This is a genomic window from Chryseobacterium sp. TQ-BC-N36, from assembly GCF_058382295.1.
This window is the reverse complement of record NZ_CM178175.1, coordinates 246,569-262,798: the sequence shown is the minus strand read 5'-3', so window position 1 is coordinate 262,798 and position 16,230 is coordinate 246,569. Positions and strand designations below refer to the sequence as shown.

Genomic DNA, 16,230 nt, shown 5'->3' with positions numbered 1-16,230 from the left:
ATCATGAATAAACCTATTTATTCAGTTCTGTTATTTTGTATAGGATTGCAAATTCATTATGCCCAAACCAGTCTTTCCAATGTTACAGTAGACAAAGCAATAACCCCGACTGCCACAGTTGCTTCTTTGGGGAAATATGGTGACAAATCCGGTGTGGATAACAAAGGAAAATATAATACTTCAATAGACCTTGCCAGCCTGAAATCCGGAGAGCTAAATTACAATATTGGACTTTCCTATTCAAGTAATGGTTTAAAGATAAATGACTGGGGAGCAAGAACGGGACTGTTATGGAGTGACAATTTTACTTCAGCTATATACAGAACAGTAAGAGGACAACCGGATGAATATGCCGGCTCCAAAGTTACAGGATTAGAGGGAGGCAGCTATACTTTAGACCAATATCTGGTAATCAAGGAAACTGCTGATGCTCTGGAAAACAATAATACAGCAGGCAGAGACGGAGAATCGGATATCTTTCATTATAATATTTTCGGTTTAACCGGAAGCTTTGTGATTGTAAACGGTCAGGTTCTTCAAATTAATTACTCGGAAAAACTGAAAATAGAAGTAGGAAGCGGCTATTCAAGCTTTACAATCACCCTGAAAAATGGTAACAGATATTATTTCGGGAACAATAATACGATAGAATATACGACCTATGATACCCAGTGTAATGATGAAATAGCTCCGTTGCCTAAGCAGAAAACAGCTTGGTTTCTGACTAAAATTGAAGATATCAACGCTTCCAATATTATTAACTTTACATACGGAAGCATCAGTAATTATTATACGGAAGATAAAAGCGAAACCATCACCATAAAAAACAAAACTTATGCTGGAGATGCACCATGCTGGAACCATCAGTTAAAATACCTGTTTGCACCCAACACCTGCACAAGATATAAAATCTTTGATACCAAATACCTTACTAAGGTTTCTTCGCAGGATTTTACGGTTGACTACCTGTATACGGATCGTGAAGATATCATGACTGAAAAACTTCTGGATCATATAGAAATTAAAAATCCGGGAAATGTCATCGTTAATAAAATTAAATTTGATTATCAGAAATTTGGAAACAACAATGGAGCAGCTTATAATAACTGGGGATATTCCGTAAGATACTTTCTCAATAAGGTTTCCATCGGAAAAAACCTAGACCAGAAATATACTTTCACCTATAACAATTTACCTCAGCTACCCGCAAGGTTTTCATATACTCAGGATCTTGCCGGAATTTATAACGGTACTGTGGGCAGCAGCTTTCTTCCTACCGAATATGTCCAGAAAGCTCTGCCTATTTTCACGGTAGTTAATTCTCCTCTTGAAGGTTGGCCAATTCCCGGAATTCCTTCCAGTGACCGAAGCCCACACTTTCCTCAATCTACATATGGACTTATGGCATCAATTCAGTACCCTACTGGCGGAACAGAGAACATTCTGTATGAGCCCAATACCGTAATTAAGGATTCTAATACTCCTGTAGAATCCGAATTCTATGGGGTAAGAACAAAAAGAATAGAGCTCTTGAGCAATACCGGTGATATGATCACAAAAGAATATAAATATGCTATAGCAGAATATGACTCCATCAATAACAACATCACTTTTGGAGCTATTTCCTCTTTATTTTCTTTGAATGATGAATTTGGAGGGCATGTTTCATCTGTATATGATGCAGGACAGGATACCAATTGCGGAGGTGGAGGTCCTTATGGCTCTTTCTATATTGATCGGTATATGAAAATCAATTCGAACAAAATATACGATATCAACAGATTTCAGGGAGACTTCATCAGCTACAGTGATGTAACGGAAGTTACCAATGGCAAAAGGTTTAAAATAAAAAAATATATCACTACGGAAGATTGGTTTACCCAGCCTTTACTGGGTGAACTCAATTCCTATTCTCCTAACAGCGAATACTTTTGGTTTGCCAACTTAATGTCAGATCAATATGAAGGAGAAATATCCAACAGTCTGTATGGTGTTAAACGGTTTTCCCGTTGGGGTTATGACTATAAAGATTACCAGTTTATCAATAACTATGTAATCAATCGTGATTATATTCCTGTAAATCATTTTGGAACAGCCTATTATACAGATAACCTGAACGCATATGCAGTAGGAAAATACATATTCCCCAACAGGTGGTATAATAATTACAAGAAAAGTGAAACAACAATTTTAGAGGACGGTGGAAAATTAACTCAGGAAACTACATTTAAATATTATGATATCAACGGATATAACAACCTTAAATCTGTTGAGAACAAATACAGTGATGCAACCACAGACCGAAAAGATTTCACCTATTCATATACCGGAGATTTCCTGCAAAATTATATGATTGGAATTCCTGTGAAAACGGAAGAATATAAAAATGATAAAATAATTGCAAGAACTTACTATGGATTCAGCAAAGTGTGGTGGCATCATGAGAAGCTGTTTCCTTCGGGGATCTCCAAAACAAATATGAATGCACTGATTCCCGATAATGAATGGACTGAAGAGATTAAATATGACCAGTATGACAATAAGGGAAATTTATTGCAGTACACTACAAAGTTCGGTGTTCCGGTAACCTTGTTATACGGATATAATAAAACACAGCCCATTGCAAAGATTGAAGGACTGGATTATACGGTTTTTTTGAGTCTTCCGGGACTTGGAGTTAATGCTTCGGGCTACGATAACCTGGAAATATGCCAGAAATCCAATGCTGATGTAGATGCTGCTTCAGAAGAAACTCTTCTGACCGCATTGGACAACTTCAGAAAGAACCCGGCAGTATCCGGATACCAGATCACCACTTATACCTATGATCCGCTGGTAGGTGTTACTTCCATCACTTCGCCGTCCGGTGTAAGAGAAAAATATATCTACGACCCTTACACCAACAGGCTTAAAGAAGTAAAAGTCATGGAAAAAGACAGCAACGGTAACTATGCCTACAAAATCTCGAAAGAATACCAATACAATTACAAACAATAATAACCAGATTCAAATTATGAGAAAAAATATAATACCTGCAGGTGCCATACTTCTAGCAGGACTTGCATACGGACAAGTCACTAATACGGAAAATTATATCCAGACAAAAACATATCTCGACTACCCTGCCGGGCAATCGCCCAAAATTCAGGAGACTGTGGAATATATTGACGGATTGGGAAGATCTAAACAAATTGTCAATGTAAAAGCTTCTCCTTCAGGAAAAGATATGGTCACTCCTGTTGTTTATGACGCACTGGGACGGCAGACAAGAGAATATCTCGCAGTGCCGCAAGCTTCCACAACTAATGGAGCGATATATCAACAGGCGCAGGGCCTTACAGATTTTCCCGTGGGAGATCCCACCAGTATATATACCGGAGAAAAGGCTTTTACAGAGAAGTTATTGGAAAGCTCGCCTTTAGACAGAATTTTAGAAAAAAAACAGATAGGGACTGCATGGCAGGGTAAACCTGTAAAATTTGAATATCAGACAAACTCGGTAAATGATAAGGTAAGAAAGTTCACTGCCACTACTGCCTGGTCCGGTAATACTGCTGTATCCAGTGTGATCTGGAGCTTAAATGATTTCGGTACCCATCAATTGTATAAAAACATGACCATAGATGAAGACGGAAACAAAACCATTGAATTCAAAAATGGGCAGGAACAACTGATTCTGACAAGAAAAGTAATAAGTGATACAGAAAATGCAGATACTTATTATGTTTATAATGAATATAATCAGCTTGTTTTAATTATTCCTCCTAAGGCAGTCTATGAGTTCTTTAATACTTATGAGGCAAACCCCGGAGATAGTTTAACCGATGATTTATTAAGTGAACTATGTTATCAGTATAATTATGATGGCAGAAACCGTTTGGTAGAGAAAAAGCTCCCGGGAAAAGGCTGGGAATACCAGATTTATGATATGCAAGACCGTTTGGTAATGACACAGGATGCGAATCTTGGTGCCCTGAAACAGTGGATGTTTACAAAATATGATCAGTTGGGAAGAGTTGCTTATACCGGTATCTACACAAGTCCACAAAGTTATGGCAGAACAGGAAGAGTTGCAGAGCAGACCAATGTAAATGCCAAAGGAAGCAATAATACACTGAGAACAGCTTCCGTAAGCTTTACCAACAGCGGGATGGGTGTGTATTATGATAATAGCTCTTCAACCTACCCTTCCTCCATTACCAAACTTCTCAGTGTAAGATATTATGATACTTATCCACAATATAGCTTCAACCCGTCTTTCCTTCCCAATATTCAGGAGCAGCCTGTTTTAACGGATAATATTAGCACAGATGGGAAAAGTACTAAAGGACTTGCAGTAATGAATCTGATAAAAAATATTGAGGATGATAACTGGACCAAAAATTATTCTTATTTCGATTTCAGAGGAAGACTTATCGCTGTACATTCTATTAACCACTTACTGGGTTATACAAGAACAGAATCTAAACTGGATTTTGCAGGAGCTTTGCAAAAAACAGTCATTAAGCATAAAAGACTTGCAGCTGATACAGAAAAAGTAATTGCTGAAACCTTCGAATATGATTCTCAAAACAGATTGAAAAAACATTATCACCAGGTAGATGGAAATGCTCCCGAACTGTTGGCCGACAATACCTATAACGAACTTTCACAGATAACCAGTAAAAAGGTAGGTAATAATCTGCAGAATATCAATTACACTTATAATATCAGAGGATGGCTTACTAAAATCAATGACCCCGGAAATCTCAGTGGGAAGCTGTTTGGATACGAAATCAAATATCATGATCCCCATACCAGTTCTTATTCCAAAGCCAAATACAATGGCGATATTACGGATATAAGCTGGAAAACGGCAAATGACGGTATTTTAAAACGATATTATTACCGGTATGATAATTTAAACAGACTGGTCTCAGGTCTTTATCTTGAGCCGGATACTACAATTCCTATGAAATATACATTCGCAGAGGAGGCTGCCTATGATCTTAACGGAAATATCACTTCTTTGATGAGAACAGGAAACGAATCCGATCAAGCCACCAGCGAGTACATCGACGATCTGAATCTTAATTATTACGGAAATAAACTGATTTCAGTAAATGATGCTTCACAAAATTTCTCCGGATACCCCGGCGGTGGAAATATCATCAGCTATGATGGAAATGCCAATATGACCAGCCAGCTGGATAAGGAAATTAAAAAGATTAATTATAACCATCTCAATCTCCCTTCCTCATTGGTTTTCACAAGACAATTATCAACCCCGACAGGCTTAATTCCCGAAAATTCTGCTTACCTCTACAGGGCCGATGGAGTAAAAGTGAAAAAAATATATAACCAGGCAATATCAGATCCGCTCGGTGGTGCCAATGAGTTAACCCCAAAAACAACAGATTACCTGGATGGCTTTCAATATCAAACCTTTAAAAACAAAACAGGTAATTTTATAACGGCATTACAGTTTTTTCCAACTTCGGAAGGATATTATGATTTTGTAAGAAATAAATATATCTATAACTATACAGACCATTTAGGAAATGTAAGGTTAAGTTATTTTCATAACGGTAGCAATATAGAAGTCCTAGAAGAAAATAATTACTATCCTTTTGGGTTGAAGTACAATGAAAACAGCTCCGGATTGTCAGCAACAGCTTCATATCAGTATAAATATAATGGAAAAGAATTTCAGACAGACACTAAAATGTATGATTACGGAGCAAGAATGTACATGCCTGAACTGGGAAGATGGGGCTCAGCCGATGGCAAAGGAGAGCTGTATTTAAGCAAATCTCCTTACAGCTATGCCAATAATACTCCTGTAAATGCCGTGGACCCGGATGGAAATTTAGTTATTTTTATTAACGGACAGCACAGTGGTAACGGCGGTACTCCTGATTACTGGACAAGTGGTACCCTGATAGGACATCTTAGCATAGGAGAAGGAGGAGCACCTCTCCCACTCTATAAACGTTTTGATATGGCTACAATGCGACATTTGAATGATTACAATGCCATCTACAGAGATGGGGGACTTGGAGGTTGGAGCAATACATTTTTCGCTGCAAAAAATGTAAATATATCCGTTGAAAACAGGATCAATACAGGTTTTGACCAAGGTAAAAAAGATGCTGCAGAAATAATTAAAAACCTCGAAAGAGACTCAAGTACCGGAGAGATCATAGAAACGATTAAAGTGGTTACCCATAGTATGGGTGGAGCTTATGGGAAAGGGTATGTGAAAGCATTAAAAGAATATGTTTCTACACTTCCAGCAGAGATGCAGAAACAGATTAAAATAACTCTTGTGGCAGATTTCGATCCTTTCCAGGCCGGAAGCCTGGAGGTGGATCCTAATATTAAAACCCAACAGTTTATCCACGAAGATACCTGGAATATTACCGGATTCGGTTTTCTTGCCAATGAAAAAGAAAAAGGAATAAGTGATAAAGATACTTATATCAATACAGGATCAAGTACAGACCATTTTATTGATACATTTTTCAAAGATATCAGTAAATTGCAGGAAGGAACCTACGAATGGAACGGAAGTTCCTGGGAATGTACAGATTGTAACCATTAATGATTAGTCTATGAAAAAAAACAAAAAAATAATTATTATCGGAGCTATTCTTTTAGCGCTTATTATTTATATTGTTTACATCAGTGGGTATGATTTTAGGCTTTTCAGGAATACACCGGAGAAATACAAATCCGGAACTCAGGCAACGTCCCAAAAGTATGCATCAGACAGCCTGAAATTAGTTAGTCAGATGCACCGTCTTATTGAAGAGCATAGAGAATCTTTTCATTCCGGGGAGTATGATAATTCCACACAAATCATTATTGACACGATTATGTATAGTTCAGACTTCAATAGAATATCATTTTTTGTAATCACTAAAAATCTGGTAAAAAAACAATTAAAGTCGGAAAAGAGCTATCAATGGTATTATGATGCAACCTGCTATATAGGACAAAGAATACAGGATTCTTTTGCCCTTAAATGGGTTGGCCCCAATTATACTAACTCATATGATCGTGAACATATTTCAAAAGAAATAAAAAATTATTTTTTTAAGAAAAGAGCATCTGAGCCAGGCTATAAAGGTGAAAAAAAATATAATATTGATGACACACGTTATTGGACAAGCAGTGATTGGAAAAATCTGAATCCCAAAAAGTAAGTATTTTATTATAAAAGGACCGGAAATCTTTCTGGTCCTTTTTATTTTATACCCCGCTGGGCACACCAAAGCACGTTCAAAATTTTTACAGCTTACTGTAGTCACACTAAAAATATTTTCTTCCATTTACCAGCATTCCTGCTGAATTTAAATCGCCAGCTGAATTGTTTAACTGGCTCTTTTTCTGAAAGTCTAAAATTTTAAGAATATCAGATTTACTGTAGGAACATTATTTTTGGTTGAATGTTATTTTTTTTCGTCATTCTCTGATATCTTTTTGTTAATCTCAATTATATCAATTAAAGAGAAATTTTCTTTATTTTAAGATAGATAATTGATCTAAAAATATTTTTTGTAATATAAGTGCGTATTAAATTCTGCCATGCAGAATGAAAGGCTTCCGCAATGACAGACTAAGTAGGAGGATATTAAAGTCCTCTAAAAAAATGAAAATTATATGAGTATCACTTTTTATAAACCAAAATCAGATCTATTAAGCCAATATATTGAGGGGTTTTATTTTATTTCTGAGCTTGATACCCTAAAATCAAATCAATATTGGACATTTCCCAGTAATTTCTGCCTTGCAACGATTTGTCAGGACACAGAGTTAATTCCTGAAAAAGACAAAATCACAATAATGAGATCAACCATTAAAAGGATCGATTCATTTCTATTCTATAACATTTCCAAGCCCGTTAACGTTACTTACGAGGAACCTAGAAATGAACTTACAATATATTTCAAACCCCTTGCAATTTTTCATTTTTTCCCTAAACTGTCTTTATCATCAACTAGGGACCATTTGGAGAATTTCAAACCGTACCCTGATTACCAGACTAAAATTCAAGATCTATTGAAAATAAATAACAAAGATGAACAGGCCAATATGTTAGAAAATTATCTTATCTCCAAACTTTGTACTCCGAAACTCGAAACAATTCGAAACATACTGCAAAAAGTTGAAGAAGGATGGAAATTAAATGATATTGCTGGATCAATGGGTATATCCAGGCAATATCTCCATAGGATATTTTTTAAATATACAGGAAAGTCTCCATCTCTGTATAAAAGAATACATCGCTTCAGACAAGTTACCTCTTCTCTTCAAACCAATGAAAAATTCATTTCTTTATCGCACGAAAATTTATTTTTTGACCAGCCCCATTTTAACAGGGAATTCAAAGCGCTAACGGGGGTTGTTCCTACCGTATTTTTCAAAAATATTAATGTTTCAAAAGATATGCTCTGGCTTTTTGTTTAATGGTTTACATTCATACAATGTTCAAGGTATCTGTATCTATAATTTTGTATTTATCAACTAAAGAATTTGCAGCTACTGCAATTCTGCATGAGCTAAAAAAATTTATAGTCGCATGGATATAACAATTGGTTGATTGGCAAAATTAGATAATGACTGTTCAATAATTACGACAAAAAGAAAAAGGAAATAATGAACAACCACTATATTTTTTTTTATAATAGATACTTTCTGGTAAGATTACTATTTATACTTTGGGGAACATTAACTTTTGGACAATCAGTTAACCTGTCTTTCATAAGAAAACAACTGCATATCCTTGATAAAGAGAATTACTTTAATGGTGTTGTTTTGATTGCCAAAGGTGATAAAACGATCTATAAGAAAGCCTTCGGATACGCTAATATAGCCGACAAAATTCCCAATAAAGTAAATACCAAATTTAATTTGGCTTCTATGAATAAAATGTTTACGGGTTTAGCCATTATGCAATTGGTAGAAAAGGGAAAGATTTCGCTAAATGACAGAGTTGGTAAATATCTATTTGAATTCCCCAATAAACTAGTAGCCGATTCCGTTACCATCCATCAATTATTGACACATACTTCCGGAATGGGAAACTTTTGGGCCGAACACGACAAACTAGCGAAAGAAAAGTTTAAAACAGCTAGCGATTATTTGCCGCTTTACGCACATCAGGAATTACTATTTTCTCCTGGGAAAGGTTTTCAATACAGCAATTCGGGATACATGGTTTTAGGACTGATCATTGAAAAAGTTTCTGGATTAAGTTATTCCGATTATGTAAAAACTTACATTTTCGAACCCGCAAAAATGAAGGATACAGATTCTTATGATTTGGAAGAGGCAATCCCGAATATGGCAATAGGATATACAATGTTATTGGAAAAACCAGGGCATTGGAAAAACAATATGTATAGCAATGTAACCACAGGCACGCCAGCAGGTGGAGGATATTCGACAGCAGAGGACCTGTTGAGATTTTCCATGGCTCTTCAACAAAACACATTACTGAAGAAAGAATTTACACAGCTGTATTCCACTGGTAAAGTGAAATATAAAGAAGGTTCTTACGCTTATGGTATTGTTGAGAGTTTTTTAAACGGTCAAAGAATGCTTGGACATACAGGCGGACATTTCGGAATAGCAAATGAACTGATGATTTTCCCGGAGTCTGGCTATACTGTTGTAATTTTAACAAACGGAGAAGTTGAAAATTATTGGGAAGTTTCCAATCTCATTAAAAAGCAATTAACCGGAAGTACAAATGCAACAGATAACTTTTTCTATACAAAAGATGTTATCCGAACAGTGGAAAAAAATGGTCTTTCTGCCGGAATAAAAAAGTTAGAAGCTGATTCACACAAAAAATATATCCTTAAAGAGAATTTAATAGAAAGATACGGGCAAAAGTTCCTCTTCGAAAAAAAATATATTCAGGCAATTGATCTGTTTCAGCTGTCTACTGCTCAGTTTCCTGATTCTGCCACACCTTATTACAACCTGAGCGAAGCTTATAGATTATCTCATCAAAAGGAAAAAGCCCTTGAATTTTTGAAAATCTATTTAAAGAGAGAACCACTGGATAAAGAGGCTGAGATTAAGTATGAAAATTTAAAAAGCAGTAAATAGTTACTCTAAAATAATTAAAGACAGTATTAAATCTTTTCCCCAATATTACACGCTTTAGGACAGATAGCTTAAAAATTCAGCCATCATTAACATGATGAAAAAAAATCATGTATACTCATAAAAAAAGAGACAACTATTGAGTTGTCTCTTTCAGTGACCCGGCTGGGATTCGAACCCAGGACCCATACATTAAAAGTGTATTGCTCTACCAGCTGAGCTACCGAGTCGGCCGCTTACTTTTTCAAGTAAATCCCTTTGTTTAAGGGACTGCAAAGATAGGAAAACCCTCCTTAATTCCAAATTTTCCGGCGCTTTTTTGTAATAAATTTCAACTCAAAAAAGTCAAACATCTGTTTATAAATCAATTACGTTATTTATTTTTTTATTGAATTTTTTCAGTAATAATCATAGTTAACAAATAAAGTGTCGTTTAGAGTAATGAAAATGTTTGGCAGAATAAAAAACAAATCATATCTTAGTAACTAAGATAATTACTAAATAAGCAAATTAATGACTAAATACAATGTCCAAAACTTCAGAGATGCGAGCAGAGCCTATTCCGATGCCAGTATTTTCATGCACGAGGCCATTGCCAGAAAAGCAGGACTTTCCAGTACTGATCATAAATATCTGGGACTCATTCTGCAATATGAATCGATTACCGCAGGTGAAATTTCTAAGCTGACAGGTCTCACCACCGGTGCTGTAACCGGATTGATAGACCGCCTGGAGAAAAAGAATCTTCTTAAAAGACAGTTCATCAAGGAAGACCGAAGAAAAGTAATCATTATCCCGAATGTTGAGAACAGCATAAAATTACTGGGTCCTATTTTCGATGAGCTGCAGCAAAAAACAGTTAGTTTAATCTCTACTTTTTCCAAAAAGGAAATAGAAACCATTGAGCGTTATTTCAGAGCAGCAACTGTACTGATGAAAGAAACGGCTGATCATTTAAACAACAACCCATAAATATAAAACCATGGAAAATTTAACTGCCCCTTATATAACCCGCGCAGAAATCTGGCTTTGCATTACCACACTGCTTTATTTTCTTATGAATGGTGCTCAGATTTTCGAGACTTTACTATTTGTTCCCAAATGGTCTTCTTCCCCACCCTATACCTTCAGATTTCTTCTGGACGGAGAAGGATTAAGCCTGAAGTTTTTCTGGATCATACTTCATTCTTTACATGAAATAGCATTCATTCTTGCTATTATTTTCTGCTGGAAAATTGATCCGGTAAGAAACTGGCTTTTGGTTTTATTTGTCATTCATGCAGCGGTAAGAGTCTGGACTTTAATATTTTTCGCACCCAATATTATTCAATTCCAAAATCTTGCAACAGCACCTACTGTTTCAGCAGAAATAATAAGCAGAATATCACTTTGGAAAACCCTTAATTTTATCCGGGTAGCGGTTTATATTGCTATATCATTAGGTTTTATACCTCTTTGTATTAAACTATTCAGTTTTCGCCAGTAACGAAAATATCCATCATCTAAAAAAATAAATTTCGCCGATCTCCGATCGGCGAAATTTTCAAATCCGTCTATTTTTTACACTCAATTTTCAGATTTGGCATTCTGATATTCAAAAAGCTCTATCACCGTATCAGCAGTTTTCTGCCCAAGATGCTTTCCAACAAGGTAAAGAGCGGCATCAATCCCAGCTGTAATTCCTGCGGTAGTTATCAACTGCCCCTGGTCAACATACCGTACATTCCTGACCACATCAGCTTCCTGATTATGTTGCTCTAAAGCATCCAACAGCATATGATGTGTAGTGATAACACAATCCGTAAGCATGCCTGTTCCGGTGAGCAACATACTTCCTGTACATACCGTAAATACAACGGTCCCGGCATCATAATGGGTTTTAATCCATTTCAGGACAGTTTCCTGAAAATCCCTGTCCTGAATATATTTCATAATGAATTCAGGATTGGCCCCCGGAACAACAATCATATCCGGCTGAGGGCATGTATGGATATCATAAGTGGGAATAAGAGCCATTGTATTCGCTTCCATATAAACCGGATCTTTTGTTTTTCCGACAGTAAAACAATGATAACTGCCAGGTTGTATTACATTGGCTTTAACAAAAACATCTAAAGGACCATTTAAATCAAGAGCTTCAACCTGGTCATAGATTAAAAATGCAACATTCATTGTCTTACTGTTTTGTACGTGCTTCATAATTTTATATTTAAGATGATTATTTTTCAGATGATGATATAAGTCTTCCCTGCTGACAATTAATGATCATCAGTTTTATTTAAAATCAATAAGAAAAAACTATTATTCTGTCGTTTTGAATGCTTTCCGGTATTGTGCCGGAGAAAGAGAAATATGTTTAAGAAACAGACGGCGAAGAGAAACAGCATGACCAAATCCACATTTATCAGCTATCATATCAATACTCATATCAGTATATTCCAACATATTCATAGCCTGATCGAGCCTCATTTTTTCAAGAAATCTACCGGGTGTCATTCCTGATTCTTTTACAAATACCCTGGAAAAATTACGGACACTCATGTTCAGGGACTCTGCCATATACTCCACCGTAATGGCTTTACCAAGCTTATCTTTCAACAGATCACAGACGTTCTTTGTGAAAGGAGACATCATTTCATATTCCGGTAATGCATTTCCAAACTGAGACTGTACTCCCGATCTTTTTAAATGCAGAACAAGATGACGGGCAACTTCCACTGCCAGAGGTTTCCCAAAATCTTCTTCCAGCAGAGCCAATGCAAGATCCATCCCTGAAGAAACACCTCCTGAAGTATAAATCGGCTTGTCACGGATAAAGAAAGGATTAACATTCACATCCAGTTTTGGATAAGATTTCTGTAAAGCATCCGCAAACTTCCAATGAGTAGTGACCTGTTTACCATCCAACAGCCCTGCTTTGGCAAGGACAAACGCCCCAACACAGACAGACCCCATTCGTCTCACCTCCGGAGCAATATTTTGAAGGTAATGATAAATATCGGGACTGATCTCATCCAGCACACTCAATGCAGTCCCTGCCACAAGTAAAGTATCTATGGGGAAATCAATATTATAAATAGTATGGCTGCATGATAAAGGCATTCCTGAACCGGAATATATTACCTTTTCCGAAGTTCCGGAAACCAGATAAACATGATACCCAAAATCCTGTTTGTCACTCAGAAAACGGTTTGCAGATGTAAAGACATCCCATGGTCCGGCAATATCAAGCAGCTGTACCTCCGGCAATGCTAAGAGTACTATATTTTTCATTCCTGTTTGCCATTCTTTCTTCATCTCTCGTTCTATATGAGTACAAATGTAGAGAGAAAGGATTTTGTCTGCAATGACAAAAAACATACAATTCCGGCCAGAAGTGGTCATCTATTCTTTATCAAAACAAAGAGACTGTCCTCTCAGACAGTCTCAGCACTCTACTATAAAATTAGCCGACAAGCTATACTTTTTGTTAAACCATTTCCTTACGCAGGTGAAAGTCTGCGGGACTTTAAGTAAAGGGCGGTACGGTTCAGGTAAGGGAAAAGAAAAATCAATAACAGTGACGCAGCAAGAAGCCACACCATTATTTCATAATAGTCCATTGCAAAGCGGACATGATCCTGAACATTCATTCTGCCTACCAGCAGCTTATTGGCCGCTTTTACCGCTTTATCTTCAGGCATTCCTTTTGAAATAAGTTTAGCGGTCTGCTCATGAAGAAAACTTTTAACAGCCGGATCCACAGCACTTAAATGATCCTGAAATGCATTATAGTGACGACTTTTCTCAAACAGTTCAAAAAAATTGATCAGGGCGATGCTGATACAAAATCCGAGGTATCGTATTGCCAGGGCTGTTGCAGCAGCTGAAGGGCCAATGGCAGCAGGAACAGAAGAAATAATAAATATAACCGTCGGAACCATGATCAGTCCTACCCCCAGTCCCTGAATGAATAATGGGATATAATAATTAAACTCATCGGCCTGAACATCAAAAGAATAATACATTACCCCATGGAAGATAAGCAGCACCAAAAATCCCGCCCCCCAGATATACCGTATATTTTTCTTCTGCAAAACCATACAGCATGCGACAATGACTCCAATAACCAATCCTGCAAGGTTGAAAATATTAATATAAGACATGTAAAATGGATCCAGATGCAGCTCTGTTGAAAAATAGCTGTTTGTAATTCCTGAGGCAAACCGGCAGATATACATCACAAAGAGGATCAGCAGACCTACTTTAAAGTTCCTGTATCTGAAAACCTTCAGATCGATATAAGGTCTTTTAATCGCTTGCTGACGAAATACTGAAATACCTGCGAGCACAACAATTGCAATGGCACTTCCCAGAATCCGGCTATCTTCCAGCCAATAATATTCCTGTCCAAAAATGGTTATATATCCAATAAGTACAAGCATAACACTGAATAACCCAAAGCTTTGCCAGTCAAGTTTATACAAGTGAAACCTTGCATGGGTTCTGTAATTGCTCATGGTAAGTGTCAGGAAAACAAGTCCCGGAAGGTATGAGAATATGGCCGTTTTATATACAATATTAAAATTATAGGAATCAATGAGATCTGCAGTGATCAGGTTATTAAAAGGCAAAGCACAAATCAGAATTCCGAAGAATACTGAAAAGCTGATCTCCCTCGCTCTTTCACTGCTCAATCTTGTAAAAATAAGCGTCAGTGAGAGATTCACATTTCCTGCAAACAACATTCCCTGTATGAAACGCACCGGAAACAGAATGTAAATCTCCCGGGTCAGATAGCATATCAGGCAGGCTAATATTTGCAGTGTGGTAAAAAGAAGAAAATATTCTTTCGCAGCCAGGAAACTGAAAAATCTTCTTTCCAGACTGTAAAATCCTACATATCCGGCATAAAATAATGCCACTGAAAACTGAATATCAGCCGGCTCACATCCGTAATATCCTGCTGCTGCGTTCACATTGGACAGCGGAAGAAAAAAGATAATAATTCCCGGAAGGGTCATTGAAAAAAGGATGATCTTAACCAGCCATTCCGGAGCCCATTTTTTGAAGTAAGGCATCTGTCTTTTAGCCATTGGAATGCTTTTTATTGGCATATACATTTACATTCATTCCCACTTTCAGAATATCGATATCTTTTCTTTGCCCGTCCACTCTGATTCTCACAGGAATACGCTGTACAATTTTCACATAATTCCCTGTGGAATTATCCGGAGGAAGCAAGGAAAAACTTGATCCTGTCGCAGGGGATAGTGAAATAATGGTTCCTTTGAATTCTCTATCAGGATAGGAATCTGCAACAATCTTCACATGATCTCCGATATGCATATCCCTTATCTGTGTTTCTTTATAATTGGCCACTACCCATTTATCGGTTTCATTATTGACGATAAATGCGAGTGTTTCTCCTGCATCAATCATCTGCCCTACTTCAACAGTCCTTCTTCCCATTCTTCCGTCATAGGCTGCAGTAACGGCTGTATAACTTACATCCAGCTTGTGACGGTCCAGCAATGCTTCAAGTCTGGCAATTTCCGCAAGAACAACCGTTTTTTCTGCTTTAATATCATTGATCTTAGATACCGAAGCTGCATAATTATCCTGTGACGATTTATAATCACTTTCATTCACATCCAGGGTTGCTTTCACATCTTCCAATCGCTGTCTGGTAGCAGATTCTTCATCATACAGCTTCTTATACCGGTTATAATCAAGCTGTTGTTTCCAAACCTTTGCTTTATTGGCATCTATCTGAGCCATTGCTGCAGCGGCTTCCTTTTCTGTGGTACCTGTAGTACTTTCCAATACTTTCAGCTGAGCCCGGGCCTTCTGAAGAGCGGCTTGAGTTTGCTTTTCCTGCAGGATATATTCACGGTTATCTATGATTAAAAGGGTATCGCCTTTCTTTACCTCCTGATTTTCCTCAAATTTCACTGCGACAATGAATCCTCCGGCTCTCGAAATTACAGGGTTTACATATTCCTGAACCTGGGCATCGTTGGTCTGTTCATATGCATAATAATTCTTTAAGGTAAAACCGCCCCAGACAGCAAGTGCGGCAACGATTACAACAGAAATCCATCCTGTGATCTTCGTGATCATTCGGTCTGTTGGGGTATATTTTTTTTTCAT

11 protein-coding genes and 1 tRNA gene are annotated in these 16,230 nt (G+C 37.0%); 7 read left to right on the top strand and 5 right to left on the bottom strand.

What is annotated here, in order from left to right; genetic code table 11:
- Positions 1 to 3: 3 nt before the first annotated feature.
- The 5 genes from AC3FI7_RS01120 (at position 4) to AC3FI7_RS01100 (ending at position 10,101) form a co-directional block, all read left to right on the top strand.
- Positions 4 to 2,997, top strand: coding sequence for a hypothetical protein (locus AC3FI7_RS01120; RefSeq protein ID WP_491461191.1), 2,994 nt, complete (start codon positions 4 to 6; stop codon positions 2,995 to 2,997).
- Positions 2,998 to 3,013: 16 nt separating this feature from the next.
- The gene (locus tag AC3FI7_RS01115; RefSeq protein ID WP_491461190.1) at positions 3,014 to 6,583 is read left to right on the top strand and encodes a DUF6443 domain-containing protein; all 3,570 of its coding nucleotides are present in this window, start codon (positions 3,014 to 3,016) and stop codon (positions 6,581 to 6,583) included.
- A gap of 10 nt (positions 6,584 to 6,593) precedes the next feature.
- Positions 6,594 to 7,187 carry a hypothetical protein gene (locus AC3FI7_RS01110; RefSeq protein ID WP_491461189.1) on the top strand — a complete coding sequence of 198 codons (594 nt, stop codon included), beginning with the start codon at positions 6,594 to 6,596 and terminating at the stop codon, positions 7,185 to 7,187.
- 457 nt (positions 7,188 to 7,644) lie between these two features.
- Complete coding sequence (locus AC3FI7_RS01105; protein ID WP_491461188.1) at positions 7,645 to 8,451, top strand: helix-turn-helix transcriptional regulator; 807 nt, start codon at positions 7,645 to 7,647, stop codon at positions 8,449 to 8,451.
- A gap of 189 nt (positions 8,452 to 8,640) precedes the next feature.
- The gene (locus tag AC3FI7_RS01100) at positions 8,641 to 10,101 is read left to right on the top strand and encodes a serine hydrolase (RefSeq protein WP_491461187.1); all 1,461 of its coding nucleotides are present in this window, start codon (positions 8,641 to 8,643) and stop codon (positions 10,099 to 10,101) included.
- Positions 10,102 to 10,255: 154 nt separating this feature from the next.
- Here AC3FI7_RS01100 and AC3FI7_RS01095 read toward each other — a convergent pair.
- Positions 10,256 to 10,328, bottom strand: a tRNA-Lys gene (locus AC3FI7_RS01095).
- Between the two features lie 283 nt (positions 10,329 to 10,611).
- Between AC3FI7_RS01095 and AC3FI7_RS01090 the strand changes: the two genes are divergently transcribed.
- Both AC3FI7_RS01090 and AC3FI7_RS01085 read left to right on the top strand, forming a co-directional pair.
- A complete protein-coding gene (locus AC3FI7_RS01090) occupies positions 10,612 to 11,070 on the top strand; it encodes a MarR family winged helix-turn-helix transcriptional regulator (protein ID WP_491461186.1) in 459 nt (152 codons plus the stop codon).
- A 10-nt stretch (positions 11,071 to 11,080) separates the two neighbouring features.
- The gene (locus AC3FI7_RS01085; RefSeq protein ID WP_142722212.1) at positions 11,081 to 11,584 is read left to right on the top strand and encodes a transposase; all 504 of its coding nucleotides are present in this window, start codon (positions 11,081 to 11,083) and stop codon (positions 11,582 to 11,584) included.
- A gap of 80 nt (positions 11,585 to 11,664) precedes the next feature.
- On the opposite strand, the gene AC3FI7_RS01080 is transcribed toward AC3FI7_RS01085, so the two are convergent.
- The 4 genes from AC3FI7_RS01080 to AC3FI7_RS01065 all read right to left on the bottom strand — a co-directional run bounded on the left by AC3FI7_RS01080 (position 11,665) and on the right by AC3FI7_RS01065 (position 16,230).
- A complete protein-coding gene (locus tag AC3FI7_RS01080; protein ID WP_491461185.1) occupies positions 11,665 to 12,297 on the bottom strand; it encodes a DJ-1/PfpI family protein in 633 nt (210 codons plus the stop codon).
- Between the two features lie 102 nt (positions 12,298 to 12,399).
- On the bottom strand, positions 12,400 to 13,371 hold the full coding sequence (locus tag AC3FI7_RS01075; protein ID WP_491461184.1) for a GlxA family transcriptional regulator: 972 nt from the start codon (positions 13,369 to 13,371) through the stop codon (positions 12,400 to 12,402).
- 209 nt (positions 13,372 to 13,580) lie between these two features.
- Positions 13,581 to 15,173 carry a beta-carotene 15,15'-monooxygenase gene (locus tag AC3FI7_RS01070; protein ID WP_491461183.1) on the bottom strand — a complete coding sequence of 531 codons (1,593 nt, stop codon included), beginning with the start codon at positions 15,171 to 15,173 and terminating at the stop codon, positions 13,581 to 13,583.
- A complete protein-coding gene (locus AC3FI7_RS01065; RefSeq protein WP_491461182.1) occupies positions 15,166 to 16,230 on the bottom strand; it encodes an HlyD family secretion protein in 1,065 nt (354 codons plus the stop codon). Before AC3FI7_RS01065 ends, AC3FI7_RS01070 begins: the two co-directional genes overlap by 8 nt.

What these genes read in the sequence shown, in the direction of transcription:
- AC3FI7_RS01120 (WP_491461191.1), top strand. Translation starts at nt 4, where the DNA reads ATGAATAAACCTATTTATTCAGTTCTGTTATTTTGTATAGGATTGCAA.
- AC3FI7_RS01115 (WP_491461190.1), top strand. Translation starts at nt 3,014, where the DNA reads ATGAGAAAAAATATAATACCTGCAGGTGCCATACTTCTAGCAGGACTT.
- AC3FI7_RS01110 (WP_491461189.1), top strand. Translation starts at nt 6,594, where the DNA reads ATGAAAAAAAACAAAAAAATAATTATTATCGGAGCTATTCTTTTAGCG.
- AC3FI7_RS01105 (WP_491461188.1), top strand. Translation starts at nt 7,645, where the DNA reads ATGAGTATCACTTTTTATAAACCAAAATCAGATCTATTAAGCCAATAT.
- AC3FI7_RS01100 (WP_491461187.1), top strand. Translation starts at nt 8,641, where the DNA reads ATGAACAACCACTATATTTTTTTTTATAATAGATACTTTCTGGTAAGA.
- AC3FI7_RS01090 (WP_491461186.1), top strand. Translation starts at nt 10,612, where the DNA reads ATGACTAAATACAATGTCCAAAACTTCAGAGATGCGAGCAGAGCCTAT.
- AC3FI7_RS01085 (WP_142722212.1), top strand. Translation starts at nt 11,081, where the DNA reads ATGGAAAATTTAACTGCCCCTTATATAACCCGCGCAGAAATCTGGCTT.
- AC3FI7_RS01080 (WP_491461185.1), bottom strand. Translation starts at nt 12,297, where the DNA reads ATGAAGCACGTACAAAACAGTAAGACAATGAATGTTGCATTTTTAATC.
- AC3FI7_RS01075 (WP_491461184.1), bottom strand. Translation starts at nt 13,371, where the DNA reads ATGAAAAATATAGTACTCTTAGCATTGCCGGAGGTACAGCTGCTTGAT.
- AC3FI7_RS01070 (WP_491461183.1), bottom strand. Translation starts at nt 15,173, where the DNA reads ATGGCTAAAAGACAGATGCCTTACTTCAAAAAATGGGCTCCGGAATGG.
- AC3FI7_RS01065 (WP_491461182.1), bottom strand. Translation starts at nt 16,230, where the DNA reads ATGAAAAAAAAATATACCCCAACAGACCGAATGATCACGAAGATCACA.